The sequence below is a fragment of the uncultured Adlercreutzia sp. genome (assembly GCF_958431955.1).
Classification (GTDB): Bacteria; Actinomycetota; Coriobacteriia; order Coriobacteriales; family Eggerthellaceae; genus Adlercreutzia.
Window position 1 is genome coordinate 31,184 of the sequence record NZ_CAUASN010000011.1, and the last position, 18,290, is coordinate 49,473.

The 18,290-nt window shown below is 69.4% G+C and carries 15 protein-coding genes; all 15 read left to right on the forward strand.

Annotated elements, in window-relative coordinates; all coding sequences use genetic code 11:
* Nucleotides 1-75: 75 nt before the first annotated feature.
* The 15 genes from Q5064_RS05095 (at nucleotide 76) to Q5064_RS05165 (ending at nucleotide 18,272) form a co-directional block, all read left to right on the forward strand.
* A complete protein-coding gene (locus tag Q5064_RS05095) occupies nucleotides 76-423 on the forward strand; it encodes an Asp23/Gls24 family envelope stress response protein (RefSeq protein ID WP_016308563.1) in 348 nt (115 codons plus the stop codon).
* 80 nt (nucleotides 424-503) lie between these two features.
* On the forward strand, nucleotides 504-2,132 hold the full coding sequence (locus Q5064_RS05100) for a DAK2 domain-containing protein (RefSeq protein ID WP_302962823.1): 1,629 nt from the start codon (nucleotides 504-506) through the stop codon (nucleotides 2,130-2,132).
* A 187-nt stretch (nucleotides 2,133-2,319) separates the two neighbouring features.
* Nucleotides 2,320-4,494 (forward strand): ATP-dependent DNA helicase RecG, encoded by a 2,175-nt coding sequence (locus Q5064_RS05105; protein ID WP_302962825.1) that lies wholly within the window; start codon nucleotides 2,320-2,322, stop codon nucleotides 4,492-4,494.
* Nucleotides 4,495-4,703: 209 nt separating this feature from the next.
* Complete coding sequence (gene rsmD / locus Q5064_RS05110) at nucleotides 4,704-5,294, forward strand: 16S rRNA (guanine(966)-N(2))-methyltransferase RsmD (RefSeq protein ID WP_302962827.1); 591 nt, start codon at nucleotides 4,704-4,706, stop codon at nucleotides 5,292-5,294.
* A 161-nt stretch (nucleotides 5,295-5,455) separates the two neighbouring features.
* A complete protein-coding gene (locus Q5064_RS05115; RefSeq protein WP_016308567.1) occupies nucleotides 5,456-5,926 on the forward strand; it encodes a hypothetical protein in 471 nt (156 codons plus the stop codon).
* A 131-nt stretch (nucleotides 5,927-6,057) separates the two neighbouring features.
* Nucleotides 6,058-6,606, forward strand: coding sequence for a DUF177 domain-containing protein (locus Q5064_RS05120; RefSeq protein WP_302962829.1), 549 nt, complete (start codon nucleotides 6,058-6,060; stop codon nucleotides 6,604-6,606).
* 138 nt (nucleotides 6,607-6,744) lie between these two features.
* Nucleotides 6,745-8,175: a chloride channel protein gene (locus tag Q5064_RS05125; RefSeq protein ID WP_302962832.1), complete on the forward strand. Its 1,431-nt coding sequence runs from the start codon at nucleotides 6,745-6,747 to the stop codon at nucleotides 8,173-8,175.
* Between the two features lie 42 nt (nucleotides 8,176-8,217).
* A complete protein-coding gene (locus tag Q5064_RS05130; RefSeq protein ID WP_302962834.1) occupies nucleotides 8,218-9,585 on the forward strand; it encodes an NCS2 family permease in 1,368 nt (455 codons plus the stop codon).
* 316 nt (nucleotides 9,586-9,901) lie between these two features.
* Nucleotides 9,902-10,081: a 50S ribosomal protein L32 gene (rpmF, locus tag Q5064_RS05135; RefSeq protein WP_016308571.1), complete on the forward strand. Its 180-nt coding sequence runs from the start codon at nucleotides 9,902-9,904 to the stop codon at nucleotides 10,079-10,081.
* Nucleotides 10,082-10,274: 193 nt separating this feature from the next.
* Entirely contained in the window at nucleotides 10,275-11,324 is a 1,050-nt protein-coding gene (gene plsX / locus Q5064_RS05140; protein WP_368389096.1) for a phosphate acyltransferase PlsX, read from the forward strand.
* Entirely contained in the window at nucleotides 11,321-12,190 is an 870-nt protein-coding gene (gene rnc / locus Q5064_RS05145) for a ribonuclease III (RefSeq protein WP_302962839.1), read from the forward strand. The genes plsX and rnc overlap by 4 nt, the downstream gene beginning before the upstream one ends.
* Before the next feature lie 6 nt (nucleotides 12,191-12,196).
* A complete protein-coding gene (gene smc, locus Q5064_RS05150; protein ID WP_302962841.1) occupies nucleotides 12,197-15,766 on the forward strand; it encodes a chromosome segregation protein SMC in 3,570 nt (1,189 codons plus the stop codon).
* Between the two features lie 148 nt (nucleotides 15,767-15,914).
* Entirely contained in the window at nucleotides 15,915-16,544 is a 630-nt protein-coding gene (locus Q5064_RS05155; protein WP_302962842.1) for a nucleotidyltransferase family protein, read from the forward strand.
* Nucleotides 16,537-17,844, forward strand: coding sequence for an aminotransferase class V-fold PLP-dependent enzyme (locus Q5064_RS05160; protein WP_302962843.1), 1,308 nt, complete (start codon nucleotides 16,537-16,539; stop codon nucleotides 17,842-17,844). The genes Q5064_RS05155 and Q5064_RS05160 overlap by 8 nt, the downstream gene beginning before the upstream one ends.
* Nucleotides 17,841-18,272, forward strand: coding sequence for an iron-sulfur cluster assembly scaffold protein (locus tag Q5064_RS05165; protein WP_302962844.1), 432 nt, complete (start codon nucleotides 17,841-17,843; stop codon nucleotides 18,270-18,272). The genes Q5064_RS05160 and Q5064_RS05165 overlap by 4 nt, the downstream gene beginning before the upstream one ends.
* Nucleotides 18,273-18,290: the final 18 nt, after the last annotated feature.

Here is an 18,290-nt window from a genome sequence, read left to right on the forward strand (position 1 = left end):
ACCGCGCCGCCATCTTCCTTGCGCTATACTCTTGGCACGAACCTATGTGAAAACTCAGAGGAAAGGACGCCTCCCATGAGTTCTGCGATTTCCGGCAACTTGCACGTCGCCAACGACGTGCTGGCCGATCTGGTCGGCAACGCCGCCATGGAGTGCTACGGCGTGGTGGGCGTGTGCGCGCCGAATGCCGCCGACGGCATCGCGAAGATCCTCCCCGCCAGCCGCCTACGCCGCGGCGTGGTGGTCAACAGCCTCGATGAGGGCGTGCACGTGGACCTCTACATCATCGTGGAGTACGGAACCAACATCGCCACGGTGTCGCGCAACCTGATCGACCAGGTCAGCTTCGCGCTGAAGGAGTACGCGCGCGTGCCGCTCGCCGGCGTGGACGTGCATGTGATGGACGTCAAGGTGCGTCGCTAGCCCCCATTTGAGCCGGGTGCCGGCGGGGCCGCGAGGGTGCGGCCCGCATCGCGTCGCCCTTGAAGGAGCATCAAACGCTTATGTCTACTTACACTTCCAACAACATCCTGAATGCCGTGGCCGCCGCCGCCAAGACGCTCGACGAGCGCAAGGAGGAGGTCAACCGCCTGAACGTGTTCCCCGTGCCTGACGGCGACACGGGCACGAACATGTCGCTGACCATCCAGAGCGTGGTGGGCAACGTGGCCAACCTCGCCATCGGCGCCAGCGCGCCCGAGGTGCGCAAGGCCATCACCACCGGCGCGCTCATGGGCGCCCGCGGCAACTCCGGCGTCATCACCTCCCAGATCCTGCGCGGCCTGTGCGAGGGCAGCCAGAGCTTCGATACCTTCGACACCGCCTCGGTGTCTGCGGCCTTCGCCAAAGCCGTGGAAGTGGCTTTCCAGGCTGTGCGCAAGCCGGTGGAGGGCACCATCCTCACCGTGCTGCGCGATGCGGCCGCCGCGGCCAAGAACGCCGAGGAGGAGGGGCTTTCCACCGAGGATGCCCTCGACGCCATCGTGGCCGAGGCCTACGCCTCGGTGCAGCGCACCCCCGACCTTCTGCCGGTGCTCAAGGAGCACGGCGTGGTGGATGCGGGCGGCTTTGGCCTGGCCATCATCTTCGACGCCTTCACCGCAGCCCTTCTGGGCCGGGCGGGCACCATGGTCGACGAGCTGTCCTTCGGGCGCGCGTCGCACCCGAAGGTGGAGATCGAGCAGGTGAACGACTGGGAGGGCTCCCAGTACCGCTACTGCAACGAGTTCCTCGTCGATTCCGACACGCTCGACCGCGAGGAGGCGCTGAACTTCCTGTCCACCATGGGCGACTGCGAGCTGTGCGTGGGCGACGTGCCGAAGTTCAAGGTGCACGTGCACTCCGACCATCCTGATCAGGTGCTGGCCTACTTCCTCGAGCGCGGCCAGGTATCCGAGGTGTTCATCCACAACATGCAGATGCAGTCGGCCGAGCGCACCGAGAAGCTGGCCGCCGAGGAGGAAGCGGAGAAGAAGCCCGTGGGCTTCGTGGCCGTGGCCGCGGGCGAGGGCAACGCCGCCATCCTGAAGAGCCTCGGGGTGGACGTGGTCGTCTCGGGCGGCCAGACTATGAACCCCTCCACGAAGGACTTGCTCGATGCGGCCGGCGCGGTGAATGCCGATGCCGTCATCATCCTGCCGAACAACTCGAACATCATCATGGCAGCCAATTCCGCCGCCGAGCTGGCCGAGGTTCCCTGCGCCGTGGTGCCCACCAAGTCGGTGCCCCAGGCCTTCTCGGCCCTGTTCGCCGTCGATCAGGACGCCTCGCTTGAGACCAACGTCGAGGAGATGACCGAGGCGGCGGCCGCCGTGAAGACCGGCGAGGTCACCTGGGCCACCCGCGACTCGAAGGACGCCGAGGGCAACCCCATTGCCGAGGGCGATGTCATCGGCATTGCCGACGGCTCCATCGAGGCGGTGGACGACTCCATCGACGGCGCGGTGCTCACGCTGCTCGAGAAGATGGACGCCGACGATGCCGACACCTGCACCATCCTGGCCGGCGAGGGCTACGCTGATGCCGATCTGGAGGCGCTCGTGGAGAAGATCGAGGAGGCCTACGAGGATCTGGAGGTGGACGCCCAGCGCGGCGAGCAGCCTCTCTATCCGATTGTTTTCTCCGTTGAATAAAACTTTCGTTTTATTCAACCCCGACGCTGCGGTTCCGACAGGCACCTGGCCTTGCGCTTCAAAGCTTGCCTTCGCGTAACGAAGTACGCTCAGCCGCTTTTCAGCACAATTCCAGGCACCTGTCGGACCCTCGCTGACTTCCTCGGGCGAACCTCTGCGACAAAAGTTTTCTATTAAGGGATTTGGAATGCCCATTGATCGGGAAAAAGCTACGCTTGCCTTGGACGGGCCTGTCAATCGGGTCCGTTTGGTCAGCCCTGCGCGGGCGAAGGCCTTGGAGAAGCTGGGCGTGCGCACGCTGCGCGATCTGCTGACGCACTTTCCCCGCTCCTATGTGGATCTCTCCTCGGTGGAGACCTGCGCCTCGGCGCGCATCGGCGAGACGTGCACCGTGCGCGGTACGGTGCACGAGATCAAGCTGAAGAAGCCCCGCTACAACCTGAAGCTCGTGGAGATCGCCGTCACCGACGGCACGGGCATCCTCATCGTGACGGCCTTCCGGCAGCCCTGGCTCATGGACCAGATTAAGGCGGGGGATGCGGTGGCCGTGGCCGGCAAGGTGACCTTCGACTACGGCTACAAGCGCATGACCAACCCCTTCATCGAGGTGATCGGCGAGGGGGAGGGCATCACCGGCGCAGTGGTGCCGGTGCATCCGGCCACCGAGAAGCTCTCGGCCGCGTGGGTGCGCCGCATCGTGGCCAACGGCCTGGAGGAGGCCGAGGGCGCCTTCGACCCGCTGCCCTTGGGGCTGCGCCTGCGCTACCGGCTCATGAGCCGCAACGCCGCGCTGCGCGCCATCCACTTCCCGCAGAGCATGGCCGAGGTGGCCGAGGCGCGCCGCCGGCTTGTCTACGAGGAGGTGCTCTACTTGGAGCTCTTCCTCATGCAGGAGGGCGCCGAGCGCTCCCGCGGCGCGCATCCTGTGGCCCACGTGACCGACGGCCCGCGCGTTGCCGCCTTCGCCGCGCAGCTGCCCTTCGCGCTCACCGGCGAGCAGGAGCGCGCCCGCGACGAGATCCTGGAGGGCATGGCGGCCCCCTCGGCGCTGAACCACATGCTCTTGGGCGATGTGGGCACGGGCAAGACCGTCGTGGCCGGCTTCGCCCTGGCCGCTGCCGCCGACACGGGCGGCCAGGCCATGCTGCTCGCGCCCACCGAGGTACTCGCCCGCCAGCATGCCGAGGGCTTGGGAGCGCTGCTCGCCGGCGCCGGCGTCACCTGCGCGCTGCTCACCGGCTCCACCCCGGCCGCCGAGCGCGCCTCCATCACCGAGCGATTCGCGGCGGGAGACCTCGACGTGCTCATCGGCACCCATGCGCTCCTTTCCGAGGACGTGACCCCGGCCCGTCTCACCCTCGCCGTCATCGACGAGCAGCAGCGCTTCGGCGTTGACCAGCGCACCCGCCTGCTGGCCAAGGGGGAAGCCCCCGACGCGCTCTACCTCACGGCCACGCCCATCCCGCGCACGCTCGCCCTTGCACTCTACGGCAACCTCACCCTGTCCTACATCAAGCACCGTCCCCACGACGCCGTCTCGCGCACCACGCGCGTGCTGCGCCGCGAGCTGGCCGGCGATGCCTTCGACGCGGCGAGCGCGGCGCTTGCCCGGGGCGAGCAGGTGTATGTGGTGTGCCCCCTGGTGGGCAAGGGCTCCGAGGAACGCGACGAGAAGGCGGCCGGCAAGCGGCCCGATGCCGACGCGGCGGGGGAGGAGTACCATCCGGCCGTGGCCATCGAGGACGCCGACGACTTCGACGACGACGTCACCGCGGCCACCCGCGAGGCCGAGATGCTGCAGAGAAACACCTTCCCCGACTACACGGTGGAGCTGCTCCACGGTGGCATGGGCACCGAGGCCAAGCGCGAGGTGATGGAGCGTTTCCGCGCCGGCGAGGTGCAGGTGCTCGTGGCCACCACCGTCATCGAGGTGGGCGTGGACGTGCCCAACGCCACGGTGATGATCGTGGAGGACGCCGACCGCTTCGGCCTGGCCCAGCTGCACCAGCTGCGTGGCCGCGTGGGCCGCGGCACCAAGGCCGCCGAGGTGTATCTGCTGTCGGCCTCCACGCGCGAGGAGTCGCTCGCGCGCCTGGCGGCCATGGAGACCACCGACGACGGGTTCGAGCTGGCCGCCTTCGACCTGTCGCTGCGCCGGGAGGGCGACATCCTCGGCAACCGCCAGCACGGCGCGAGCGGGCTGAAGCTCGTGAACATCATGCGCGACGGGGCGGTCATAGAGGCGGCCCACGCCGACGCCGCCGCGCTTCTGGACGTGGATCCCGACCTGGAGGAGCCCGACCACCGCGCCATGGCCCGGGAGGTGCGGCTCGCCTTCGCCGGCGAGGCCGTGGGCGGGTAGGGAGTTCGCGGCCTGGAAAGATGAACCGACGGGCTGTCGGATGCGCTGGGGGGCGGGGCGCGAGGCACCGCTCAGTCGCTCGGACAGTCCTCGCTTTGTGGAAATGTCCACGGGACATTTCCAGTCGCTGCGGAACTCGCTTGGTGAGCGGCGCCCCGCACCCCTTCGGGCGTTGCCATGATTGAGATGAGAGTGAAAGGAGCGCTGCTATGCGCATCATTGCCGGAGAGTTCCGCGGGCGGAGGCTCGATGCCCCGAAGGGCGACGGCACGCGCCCCACGACCGACCGCGTGCGCGAGTCGCTCATGAGCGCCGTCCACTCGGCGCGGGGCGGCTTCGACGATGCCCGGGTGCTCGACGCCTTCGCGGGCTCGGGGGCACTCGGGATGGAGGCCCTCTCGCGCGGGGCGGCCTCGGCGGTGCTCTGCGAGCGCGATCGCGGCGCTGCGGACGTCGTCGAGCGCAACCTGCGCACGCTGGGCCTTGGCCGCGATCGGGCACGGCTTGTGCGGGGCGATGTGCTCAAGCGGCCGCCGGCGCCGATGGCGGCCCCCTTCGACCTCGTGTTTCTCGACCCGCCCTACGCGCTCGCGCCCGCGGAGGTCTTCGGCCTCATCGCGCGCCTCGACGAGGCCGGCTCGCTCGCCTCCGACGTCATCGTGAGCTACGAGCACGACGGTGCCGACGACGCGGCCGTGGAGGCGCTCGCCGCCGAGTCTGGCTGGGCCATCGCCTCGCACCGACGCTTCGGCGATACCGCCATCGACCTTCTGGAGCGCGCGGGGGACGGGGAGGCGTAGGTTTCACCTCATGGAGCGTTTGTGCACGGTTTAACCGTTGTATTACATAGCTTCTCCATCATGATAGAATAAAAAAACTCATCATGGATGGATTGCGTGCTGATGCCCGTGGCCGGAAGAGCCGGGGCGGCGCGGTGCGATATAGTCAGGAAGGAACAGCAATGGACGAAACCGGAGTGTTGGGGCTGCTCGAGGAGCTCTCGATTCTTCTCGAGGACTCGAAGCCCGTCTTCGGCAAGAGCAACCTGCGCCAGGTGGACATCGCCGCCGCGTTCGACATCATGGACGAGATCCGCGACCTGTTCCCCGCCGAGTTCTCCCAGGCCCGCCAGATCGTGCGCGAGCGCCAGAGTCTCTTGGACGACGCCGAGGTGGAGGCGAACCGCATGATCGAGGACGCCCGCAGCCAGGCCATCACCATCGCGAGCGAGCAGGAGATCGTGCGCATCTCCCAGCAGCAGGCCGACACCATCCTGGCCGACGCCCGCGAGCTGGAGCGCCAGACCCGCGCCGGCGCCGAGGATTACGCCGACGAGGTGTTCGGGCACATCGAGCAGAGCCTCGACACGCTGTTGAACAACACGCGCCGCTGCCGCGACCGCCTGAACGCCACCTCGCTGAACGCGCGATAGGGCGACGTTTTCCGAAACCTCAAGGGCGCGCCTTCGCGGGTGCGCCCTTTTTGTTGGATCCCGCATGCCGGCTGCGCCGTGCCGGCAAGGTGGCCCTTGCGGCCGCGAGAATGAGAAAGAAGGTGCCTTTCATGGCAAGAGAGCATACGACGACCATAGCCCTTCCCGAGGAGCTGTTCGAGACCGCCGAGAGCCGTCACTTCGAGGGCGAGGCCGCCCTTGCCGAGCTTGCGGCCGGGGCCGACGCCTATCGTTTCGCCGGGCCGGTGGCCTGGTCGGTGGACGTGACGAACACCGGGGGCGCCCTGCTGGTGATGGGCACCGCGCGCGCGGCGGCCACGACGGCCTGCGCCCGCTGCCTGGAGGACGTGACTTACGATCTGGAAGGCGATATCGAGGGCTACTTCGTCATCGGCGGCGAGGAGGCTGAGGCTCCCGAGGATATGGAAGGCGACGAGTTCGACTACCTGTCCGAGAACCGCGTCATCGACCTGGTGCCCCTCATCGAGCAGGCGCTGTTGCTGGAGCTGCCGCTCGTGCCCTTGTGCGACGACGACTGCAAGGGCATCTGCCCGCGCTGCGGGGCGAACTTAAACGAGGGTGCCTGCTCCTGCGCCGAGGCCGCTCCGGACGCAGACGGCCCCTTCGCCGCCCTGCGGAACCTGAAGCTGGAGGACTAGGGCCCGCGCCGCGGCCGCGGCGCAACGGATCGGTAACGAAGGTCGGCGGGGTGGAAACGCTTCGCCGACCTTTTTCGTGAGAAAACCCTCCATGGCCTACAGTGGACGCGAGGAAACGATGCGGAGCGGAGGTGAGCCATGGGCGTGCTGGACGGGCGGCAGGTGCTGCGCCACGGGGCCTTCGCCGTGCTCATGGGCGCGGTGGGCGCTGCGGCCTCCGTCGTGCTGTGCCTGGTCGTGAACGCGGCCTTCGGCCTTGCCGAGCGCATTCCCTGGCTCCTGTTCTGCCTCCCCCTGTTCGCCGTGGCGAGCCTCGCCCTGTACCAGTGGCATGGCGTTCCCCTGAACACCACCACCCGCCTGGTGGCCCGGCGCATCCGCGCTGATGAGGCCATTTCCCCCTGGCTCGCCCCCGACATCCTCGCCGGCACCGCCCTGTCGGTGCTCGGGGGCGCCTCGGTGGGCAAGGAGGCGGGCGCGCTGCACATGGGGGCCTCTTTGGGGCAGCTGCTGGGCCGCCCCTTCCGCCTGCGCTCGGTGTACCGCGCCGACGACGGGCGCGGGCAGGGGAGGGCCGGCATGAACGCCTACGCCGCGTCCATGGGCATGGCCTGCGCCTTCTCGGCGCTGTTCTTCGCGCCTCTGGGCTCGGCGGCCTTCGTGGTGGAGCTGACGGGGTACCGCCGGGAAGTGGTGCGGCATCTGCCGACGATCCTTCTGGGGTGCATCGTGGCCTGGACGGCCGCGAGCGCGGTGGGCATCGGGGACGTGATCCCCCAGGTGGCGCTGCCCGCCCTCAGCTGGCGCGTCGTGGGCGACTGCGTGCTCGTGGGGGTGGTGGCCGGCCTGGCCGGCGGCCTCTTCGGCAGCGCGATCGACCATGTGCAGCGCGCTACCGAGCACCTCAGGCGCAACTATTACCTGTGGGCGGTCCTCGGCGCCGCCCTGTTCGCCGCGCTCGTGGCGCTTTTCGGCTGGCAGGCCTTCGAGGGCACGGGAGGGCCGCTTCTGGCCGCTGCGCTGGACGGGAGGGTCGGCTCGTGGGACTTCGCCGTGAAGGCCCTGCTCACCATCGTCTGCCTGGGCTTCTGGCTGCGCGGCGGCGAGATCATGCCCACGTTCACCATAGGCGCGCTCCTCGGGGCGAGCTGCACGGTCATGACCGGAGGGGACGCGCCGCTCTCGGCGGCGGTGGGGCTCGCGGCCTTCTTCTGCACCATGAGCCGCTGCCCCCTGGCCGCCTTCCTCATGGCCTGCGAGATCTTCGGGTTTGCCGGCGCGCCGGCGTTCGCCCTGGCCGTGGGGACGGCCTACCTCGTCGGTCACGGCGAGGGCTACTACGCCCTCGGCGCCACTTCCTTCGTGCGCGATCTGGCCCATCGGCGCCGCCCGCGCGCCGTCCGCGCATCCACATCGGACGCCCCTGCGCCCTCGACCGAGAGCGCCCCGCGCACGGCGGGGAAGCCCCGGGCGCATGACGTCGTCGGCAAGATCGTGGACGCGGGCCGCGCCGAGGCCGCCGAGGTGGAGGACGAATTGGAAATGCGGGGCGATAAGGCGGCGAAGTAGGGGTACAATGACCCCGTCACTTCTCGCTGAATAGGAGGCCCTATGGAGCAGTTTCTCGAGCGCACCTTCAAGTTGGGGGAGCACGGCACCACGGTGAGGACCGAGGTGATGGCCGGCACCATCACGTTCCTCGCCATGGTCTACATCCTCGCCGTCAACCCCTCGATCCTGTCGGCGTCGGGCATGGAACCCGGCGCGGTGTTCACGGCCACGGCCATCTCGGCGGCGTTTGGCACGCTGTTTATGGCCTTCTACGCGAACTATCCCATCGCGCTCGCTAGCGGCATGGGCCTGAACGCCTATTTCGCCTACTCGGTGTGCGTGCCCATGGCCGAGCAGGGCATCCAGGATCCGTGGACCATCGCGCTCACGGCCGTGCTCGTCGAGGGCGTCATCTTCATCCTGCTCACCCTGTGCAAGTTCCGCGAGGCGCTCGTGAACGACGTGCCGAAGAACCTGAAGACCGGCATCGCCGTGGGCATCGGCCTGTTCATCGCGCTGGTGGGTCTGGAGAACGCCGGTGTGGTGGTGGGCAACGCCTCCACGCTGATCGATCTGGGGTCGTTCGCCACCCCGCAGGTGGCGCTTTCCGTCATCGGCCTGGTGGGCGTGGCCGTCATGTACCACTACCGCGTGCCCGGCTACATTCTGTGGGGCATTCTGGGCACTTGGGTGCTCGGCATCCTGGCGCAGCTGGCCGGCTGGTACACGGTGGACGCCGCGGCCGGCGCCGCCTCGCTCATCCCCGACTTCGCCAACGGCATCAACCTGCAGGCGCCCTACCTGTTCGCCTTCAACTTCGACTTCGCCCTGAACCACTTCGTGGACTTCGCCGTCATCGTGTTCGCCTTCCTGTTCGTCGACTTGTTCGACACCGCCGGCACGCTCATCGGCGTGGCCAGCAAGGGCGGCCTGCTCGACAAGGAGGGTCGCCTGCCGCGCGCCAAGGAGGCGCTCATGGCCGACGCCGTGGGCACCGTGGTGGGCGCCTGCGTGGGCACCTCAACCACCACGAGCTACGTGGAGAGCAGCGCCGGCGTGGCCGCGGGCGGCCGCACGGGCCTCACGGCGCTCGTGACTGGCGTGCTGTTCATCGTGGCGCTCGTGTTCTCGCCGATCTTCTTGGCCATCCCGAGTTTTGCCACCATGCCCGCGCTCGTGTGGGTGGGCCTGCTCATGATGTCCTCGGTCACCGAGATGGACTTCACGAAGGACGCCGCCGGTGCCGTGGGCGGCTTTCTCGCCATCATCATGATGCCGTTCACCTACTCCATCGCCAACGGCATCATGTTCGGCATCCTGGCCTTCGTCATCGTGCGCATCGCCCAGGGCCGCGCCAAGGACGTCCACTGGGTCATGTGGGTGGCCGCCGCCCTGTTCGCCCTCCGCATCCTCACGTTGGTGGTGTAGCGGAAGGGAAGGAGAAGGTGCGCGGGGCGGTCGGGGTGCCTCGCGCGCAGATTCCGCAGACTCGCGAAAAGGGGTGTATCATCGCTACACCCCTTTTCGCGAAAGCGAGGACTTGACCGAGCACGAGGCACCCCGACCGCCCCGCGCACCGGAGGTGCTCGCGTCGTGGAGTTTGGAATTGCCGTGGCCGCTGGCGGATTCGGGGGAATTGCCCCTTGCGAGGGTCGGCGGCCTTTGGTAGCATATCAGATCGTGCGTTTACACAAGAAGTTGTTGACCGGCGCTGTTGCCGGCCGACTCTAGAAGGAGTAACGAGATGGCAGTACCTAAGCGCAAAATGGGCCGTGCCCGCACCCATGCCCGTCGCAGCACCAACGACAAGATTTCGGCGCCCGCCCGTTCCGTGTGCCCGCAGTGCGGCGAAGTGAAGCTTCCCCACCGCGTGTGCGGCAACTGCGGCTTCTACCGCGACCGCGAGGTCATCGAAGTCGATTAGTTCCAGCTGTTGACGGTCACGGAAGGCGCGTTTCACCCCTTCCGTGATGTCGGCAAAGCCTCCTCGCATGCCAAGCTTCGCAAGCCTGGTTTGCCAGGGGGCTTTTTGGCTATAGGCATCGTGTCTCCGACCGTGTCCGCGCATGACGCGGGTAGGGCCGGAAACACCTTCTCACGTGCAAGGAGTAGTTTTCGTGGCAGAACCAGTAACTATCGCCGTCGACGCCATGGGAGGGGACTTCGGCCCCGACGTGGTGCTCGCCGGCGCGGCGCGGGCCCTTGGGGCCGACCCCGACCTGCATCTGGTGGTCGTGGGGCCGGCCGATGTGGTGGAGCCCTTCGCCGCCGCCCACGACCGCGCGGTCTCCCAGGCGGCCAGCGAGGTCATCGAGATGGGCGAGCACCCGGCCGCAGCCGTGCGCGCCAAGAAGGACTCGTCCATCGTGGTGGGCTGCCGCCTGGTGAAGGAGGGTGCGGCCGACGGCTTCTTCTCGGCCGGGTCCACCGGCGCCTGCCTGGCCGCCGCCACGCTCGTGGTGGGTCGCGTGAAGGGCGTGAAGCGCCCGGCCTTGGGCCAGGTGCTCCCGGCTTACGCGCGTCCGACCCTGCTCATCGACGTGGGGGCCAACGCCGACTGCAAGCCGGAGTACCTGGTGCAGTTCGCGCAGATGGGCGCGGTGTACATGGAGGCCATCATGGGGGTGGAAAACCCGCGGGTGGGCCTTCTGAACATCGGCTCCGAGGACACCAAGGGCGACGAGTTCGCCCAGAAGGCCCACGAGCTTCTGGCCGCCTCGGTGCCGCAGTTCTCGGGCAACTGCGAGGGCGGCAACCTCATGGCGGGCGATTTCGACGTGGTGGTCTGCGACGGGTTCACCGGCAACGTGTGCCTGAAGACCATCGAGGGCACCGCCAAGACCCTGTTCAAGTACGTGAAGGACGCGCTCATGTCCTCGCTGCCCTCGAAGCTGGGGGCGCTCCTCGTGAAGGGCGACCTGGCGCGCCTGAAGGGGAAGCTCTCGCCGGAGACCTACGGCGGCACCCCGCTGCTCGGCGTGAAGGGCGCCGTCATCGTGGGCCACGGCTCCTCGAGCGAGACGGCCGTCGCCAACGGCATCGCCGTGGCAGCCACCACCGTGCGGGCGAACGTGGCCGGCGTCATTGCCGAGACCGTGGCGCGCACGGCCAAGGCGGCCGGCGTGGGGGCCCGGGAAGGGGAGGCCGCGGCCTCGGATGCCCGATGAGCCTTACCGACGAGCAGCGCGTGAAGCTCGAGCGCGCCCAGGAGATCTTAGACTGGCGCTTCGAGAACACCCAGTACCTGCTTTCCGCCATCACCCACCCCTCGGCCACCGAGGGCCGCGCCGTGAAGTTCTCCTACGAGCGCCTGGAGTTCCTCGGCGATTCCATTCTGGGGGCGCTCGTGGCCAACGAGGCCTTCCACCGCTTCCCCGAGCTGGACGAGGGCGGCCTCACGCGCATCAAGGTGGCCCTCGTGTCGGGCGCGAGCCTGTCGGAGGTGGCCGAGAAGCTCGGGTTCGCCGACATTATCGTGTTCGGGTCCTCCGAGACCGGCACCGGCCGGCGCGGGCTGCACTCGGCGCTCGAGAACGTCTACGAGGCCGTGGTGGCCGCCCTGTATTTGGACGGCGGGGTGGACGTGGCCGGTGCCTTTGTGGAGCGCACTCTCATCCCGAAAATGTCGCTGTCGTTGGCCCGCGAGCCCGAGAACCCCAAGAGCGCCCTGCAGGAGAAGCTGCAGGAGGGCGGCATCACGCCCACCTACAAGCTCGTGGAGACCCAGGGGCCGCCCCACGACCGCACCTTCGTCGCCCAGGTGTACGCCGGCGACAAGGGGCTTGCCCGCGGGGTGGGCCGCACGAAGAAGGAGGCCGAGAGCCAGGCGGCGAAGTCCACCCTGGCGCGCCTGTCGGAGTTCTTCGGCATCGGGCTTTCCGACGAGCAGCAGGCCGAGAAGGCCGCCGAGAAGGCCGCGCGGGCCGAGGAGAAGGCCGCCACGCGCGCCGCCAAGGCCGCCGAGCGCGAGGCCGCCGCCCAGGCCAAGGCCGCCGCCAAGGCCGAGCGCGCCGCCAAGAGGAAGCAGGACTAAGCGCCCATGTACCTGAAATCTCTCGTATTGAAGGGCTTCAAGTCCTTCGCCGACCGCAGCGTGCTGTCCATGGAGCCGGGCATCACGGCTATCGTGGGCCCCAACGGCTCCGGCAAGTCGAACATCTCCGACGCTGTTCTGTGGGTGCTCGGCGAGCGCAACGCGAAGAACCTGCGCGGCCAGGCCATGGAAGACGTCATCTTCGCCGGCTCGTCGGGCCGCGGCGGGGCGGGGCTGGCTGAGGTGGACCTCGTGCTGGACAACTCCGACGGCACGCTGCCGGTCGATTACAACGAGGTGGCCATCACCCGCCGCATGTACCGCAACGGCGAGAGCGAGTACCTCATCAACGGCACCGTGGCGCGCCGCATGGACGTGCTTGACATTCTGCACGACTCCGGCCTGGGCACGGGCACCCATTCCATCATCTCCCAGGGCTCGCTGGATTCCATCCTCCAGAGCAAGCCGGAGGACCGCCGCGCGCTCATCGAGGAGGCCGCCGGCGTGCTGAAGCACAAGCAGCGCAAGGCCAAAAGCGAGCGCAAGCTGGCGAACATGGACCAGCATCTCCTGCGCGCTCGCGACGTGGTGGGGGAGGTGGCCCGTCAGCTGGGACCTTTGGAGCGCAAGGCGAAGAAGGCCCGCACCTACCAGGAGCTCGCCGTGCAGCAGGCCGACCTCTCGCTGCGCATCGCCGTGGACGATCTGCGCCAGCTGCAGGGGGAGTGGGACGCCTCCCAGAAGCGCGAAGCCGAGCTGACCGCGCAGATGGAGGAGCGGCGCGGCGCCATCGAGGCGGCCGAGGCCGAGGTGGAGGCCCTGCAGGAGCGCATCCGCCAGGAGACGGTGGACGCCGGCGACCTGTCGCGGCGCCATCGGGCGGCCGCGGCGGCCGTGGAGCGCTTCGACTCCACCACCATGATGCTGCGCGAGCGGCGCCGCGCGGCGCTCGCCCGCGCCGGCGAGCTGGAGCTTTCCCTGGAAGCGAACCGCGTGAAGGCCGACGAGGCCGCCGCCGAGCTGGAGCGCGCCACGGCGCTGTTCGACGAGGCCGCCGGCGAGCGCGAGGCGGCCGAGAAGAAGGTGTCGGACCTGGACTGCGTCTACCGCGATCTGGGCAGCCGCCGCGGGGCGCTGGAGCGGGAGCTGTCGGCCATCGCGAAGGACAACGAGAAGATGTCGGGGTCTGTCGAGGCGGCCCGGCGCAAGCACGCCGAGAACACCGAGGCCCTCACCCACGGCCTGGCCCACGTGCAGGTGATCGAGAGCCACGCCGCCGAGCTTTCTCTGGAGCTTGCCCGCGTGCAGGGCGAGGCCGAGGAGGCGGCTGCCGCAGCTGCCGAGGCCGACGGCGCGCTTTCCGCGCTCGTGGCCGACGAGTCGGCGGCCCGCCAGGCCGTCGGCGCCGCCGTGCAGTCGCGCGACGCGGCCCGGGCGGCCCTCGATGAGGCGCGGGACACCCACCGCGCCCTCACGGTGGAGATAGCCACCCTCGAGGAGGTGGAGCGCACGAGCGCCGCCTCGGCCGGCGAGGCCCGGGCGTGGCTCGTGGAGCACGGCCACGAGCTGGCCGGCATCGGCGAGCCGCTCTCGCACATCGTCCAAGCGGCCCCGGGCTTCGAGGGGCTTGTGGAGACGCTGCTCGGCGCCGACGTGACCACGCTGCTCGTCGAGGACGCGGCGGTGGTGGAGGCTGTGGCGGCCCGCCTGGCCGAGGCCGGCGCCGAGGGCGAGGTGGCCTTCCTGCTGCGCGACGACGCCGCGCGCCCCGGTGCTCGCGCCGAGGGCTGGCGGCCCCCGGCCGGCGTCGAGGGCACCCCGCTTCTGTCCGAGCTCTCCTTCCCCGAGGCCGACCGCGCGGCGGTGGAGGCGCTTCTGGGCGATGTGGTGGTGTGCCCGAGCCTGGACGCGGCGCTTGCGGCTCATGCCGCCGATGCGCTGGCCCTGCGCTTCGTGACCGGCGACGGGTCGGTGGTCTGGCCCTCCGGCAAGGTGTCGGTGGGCGGCTCGGTGGTGGACGAGGGCACCGGCGCCCTGGCGCGCCATCGCCGCCTGGAGAGCCTGCGCGCCCAGCTTCAGGCCGCCCAGGAGGCCGTAGCCAAGGCCGAGGAGGCCCACCGCCTGGCCGAGGAGGCCCTGCGCCACGCCCAGGCCACGAGCCTGGAGCTGTCCCAGTCGCTCGCGGCCCTGCGCGGCCGCGCCGAGGCCGCCCGCGCCGCCGCCGACGCGGCCGCCGAGAAGCTCACGGCCTGCCGGCGCGAGCTGGAGGGCGTGGAGCGTCAGCGCGCCGAGGCCGAGGCGGTCATCTCCAAGGCCCGGCCCAACGTGGAGTCCTTCGAGGCCCAGATCGCCGAGCTGGAGGAGAAGATGGCCGCGGCCAAGGAGCGCACGGCGGCCCTTCAGGAGGAGCTCGCGCCCCTGCGCCGCGAGGCCCACCGCACCTCCGACGCCCTGTCCGAGGCGAAGCTCGCCGCCGCCACGCTTGTGGAGCGGGTGACCTACGCCGAGCGCGTGCGCGACGCCCGCGCCCGTGACCTCGAGTCGCTTGCCGCCGCCTCGGCCGAGGCGGCCTCCCTCCTGCAGGTGAAGACCGTGTCCGCCGCGCGCTTGGAGCCGCTGCTCGCCCTGTTCGACGAGCTCGTGGCCGCCGCGCAGCGCTGGACGCGCGCCCTGGAGGAGCAGACCGCCGCCGCCCAGGATTCCTCCACGGGTCTGCACGCGTCGGTGACCGAGGCCCGCCAGCGGGCCCACGAGGCCCACGCGGCCTTCGACGCCGTCACCGAGCGGCTCTCCGAGGCCCGGGTGCAGAAGGGCCGTTTGGAGCTGCAGGTGGAGGCGGCGGTGAACCACATCGCCCAGGATTGCAAGACACCGCTGGAGACGGCGCTCGCGCTGCCGCCTCTGGAGGGGCGCGCCGAGGTGGAGGACGAGCTGTTCCGCATCAACCGCCGCATCGCGAACCTCGGCACCATCAACCCCGACGCCGCCGAGGAGTACGACGAGCTGAAGGTGCGCTACGACTACCTGTCTGGCCAGCTGGACGATCTGGACTCGGCCCGCAAGGCCCTCGCGAAGATCAACCGCGTCATCGACCAGCGCATGAAGGACGACTTCATCCGCACCTACGAGACGGTGGATGCGAGCTTCCAGGAGATCTTCGCCACGCTGTTCCCCGGCGGCAAGGCGAACCTGTCGCTCGTGGATCCGGATGATCTGGAGAACACCGGCGTGGAGGTGAACGCCCAGCCCAAGGGCAAGCGCATCGCGAAGATGATGCTGCTCTCCGGCGGCGAGAAGTCGCTCACGGCGCTCGCGCTCCTGTTCGCGGTGTACCGCACGCGCTCGACCCCGTTCTACATCCTGGACGAGGTGGAGGCGGCCCTCGACGACACGAACCTGCGCCGCCTGGCCGCCTACATCAACAGCCTGCGCGAGGACACCCAGCTCATCATGATCACCCACCAGCGCCGCACCATGGAGATGGCCGACACCCTGTTCGGCGTGTCCATGCAAGGTGACGGCGTGACCAAGGTGATCAGCCAGAAGCTCGACCAAGCCTTGAAGCTCGCTGAATAGGACGCTCGCCGGGCAGTTCGTATCGCTGGAGTGATCGGGCTTTCCGGTTCCAGGCGCATCGAAATACCGATGCGCCTACCCCTTTTGGGGAATGCGGGGTGCGCGGGGCGCGGGTAGACTCCTCTCGTAAAGAGAGGAGGTAGTGCCCATGGAAGTGTTCTCGAAGACCTGCGTCGCCGTGCTGGCGGGCGGGGTCTCCCGGCGCTTCGGGGCGCCCAAGCTGCTCGCCCCCTTCGCCGGCACGACCCTGCTCGATCGGGCTCTTGCCACGGCAACGGGATCGGCGGCCGATTGCGCTGCCGTGGTGACCGGGGCCTATCATCGGGAGATGTCGGAGCATCTGGAGGGTGCCGACCTGAGCGGCGCGCCGTGCCGCATCGTGCGCAACCGCCAGTGGGAGGCGGGCCAGGCGACCTCGGTGCACGCGGCGGTACGCTTCGCCCGGGCCGAGGGTGCGTCCGCGCTGCTCATTATGGTAGCCGACCAGCCTCGGGTGACCGCGGCGCACCTGAACGCGCTTCTGTGGGAGTACGACCAGGGAAGCGCCCAGGCCTATCTGTCCGCCACCGACCACGGCCACGGCAACCCCTGCATCTTCGACGAGTCGCTCTTCGACGACCTGCTCGCCCTGGAAGGCGACGAGGGCGCTCGGGCGCTCTTCCGCACTCGTCGCGACGTGGCGGCGCGCCATGTGCACTTCGACGACCCCTATCTGTTCGAGGACGTGGATACTCCGGCGGATTTGCGTCGCTTGGAGGAGGCGATGGGCCGTGGCTAATCTGAGCCCCTCCGCTCCCGTCTCGATCGCTCCGGTTGCGTCCGCTGTGCCGCCGCTCGACCGCAGCGCCTATCCCATCCTGGAGCGGCGGATGGGGCCGGGAGGGAACCGCCCCCTCGTCTACCTCGACAGCGCCGCCACCGCGCTCGTGTCGCGCTTCGTCACCGATGCCTATACCGATTTCCTACATACCAGCTGCGCGAACATCCACCGGGGCGCCCATCGGCTCGCCGAGGAGGCCACCGATGCCTTCGAGTGCGCCCGTGAGTCCGTGGCCCGCTTCTTCGGGGTGGGCGACGCGGCACGGGTGGTGCTCACCCACGGGGCGACCGAGTCGTTGAATCTGGCGGCCCGGGGCTGGGCTGAGGGCCATCTGCGGCGTGGCGATGTGGTGGCCGTGGCCGAAGACGGCCACCACTCCAACCTCGTTCCGTGGCTTTCGGCCGCCGAACGTGCCGGCGCGGAAGTGGCCTGGATCCCGCTCAATGCCGACGGCGTACTCGACTACGGCGTGTGGAGCAGCATTGCCGAGTGCCGCCCCCGGCTCGTGGCGCTCAGCAGTCGGTCGAACGTGCTGGGTTTCCGCCAGCCTGCCCTCGATCGCATCATGCACGACGCGCGCCGCGCCGGGGCTGTGGTGGTGCTCGACGGCGCCCAGAGCGCCGCCTGCGACCCGATTGCCTTCGACCGGAGCGACGCCGACTTCTACGCCTGCTCGGCTCACAAGATGGGCGGCGTTACGGGTGTGGGGGCCCTTCTGTGCTCGCCGCGCGTCTTCGAAGAGATGGAGCCGATGCTTCTCGGCGGTGGTATGGCAGCCTCCGTGGGGCGCGACGGGTGGAGCCCGCTTGAGGGCACGGCGGCCTTTGAGGCCGGTACGCCGCCCATCGCCGCGGCGGTGGCATGGAGCGCGGCCCTCGACGAGCTTGAGGCGGCCGGCCCCGCACGCATCGCCGCGCACGTCGGGCATCTGGCCCAGCGGGCGCGGCGCGGCCTGGAAGCGCTGCCCGGCGTGTCGGTGCTCGGAGGCCGCGCCCCTGAGCCCTTCTGCTCGCTCGTGAGCTTCACGGTGAAGGAGATGCATCCCCACGATGTGGGACAGGCCCTGGATGCGGCCGGAATCATGGTGCGTGCGGGCCATCACTGCGCCAAGCCCGTGCACGCGGCCCTCGGCGTGCGCGCCAGCGTGCGGGCGAGCTTTGCCGGCTATTCCATCGAGGACGAAGTGGACGCGCTCGTGGAGGCGCTCGCCCGAGCTATCGACGAGAAGGGCATCAACGAGAAGGGAGGTCGGTCATGACCGTGACCGTCGACGACCCCGCTATCGCCCGCCGCAGCCGGAGGGCAACCCATCGCGGCTTCGAGGGGCTGGCTCCTGCGGGGACGGCACCGGGAAAGGCGGGGGAGGTGCGCGAGGCAGGTGCGCGGGGCGACAACCCGTTCTGCGGCGACGAGCTGGAAGTGCGCGTGCGGCTGCGGCGCGACGGCGCATGCGGGTGGATCGTCGAGCATGCGGCCTTCGACGGCTACGCCTGCACGCTGTGCCTGGCCGCGGCCGACGCGCTCATGGAAGCTGCCGAGGGATTGACGGCGGCGCAGGCTCGCGCGCTCACGGGCGAGGATGCCTGCGCGCTGCTCGGCGGCCTGGAGGTGGGCCGCACGCGCAAGGGCTGTGTCGAGCTGCCGGCGACGGTGCTTTCCCGGGCGCTGTTGACGGTGGTAGAATAGCGGGAAAACCGAGGCCGG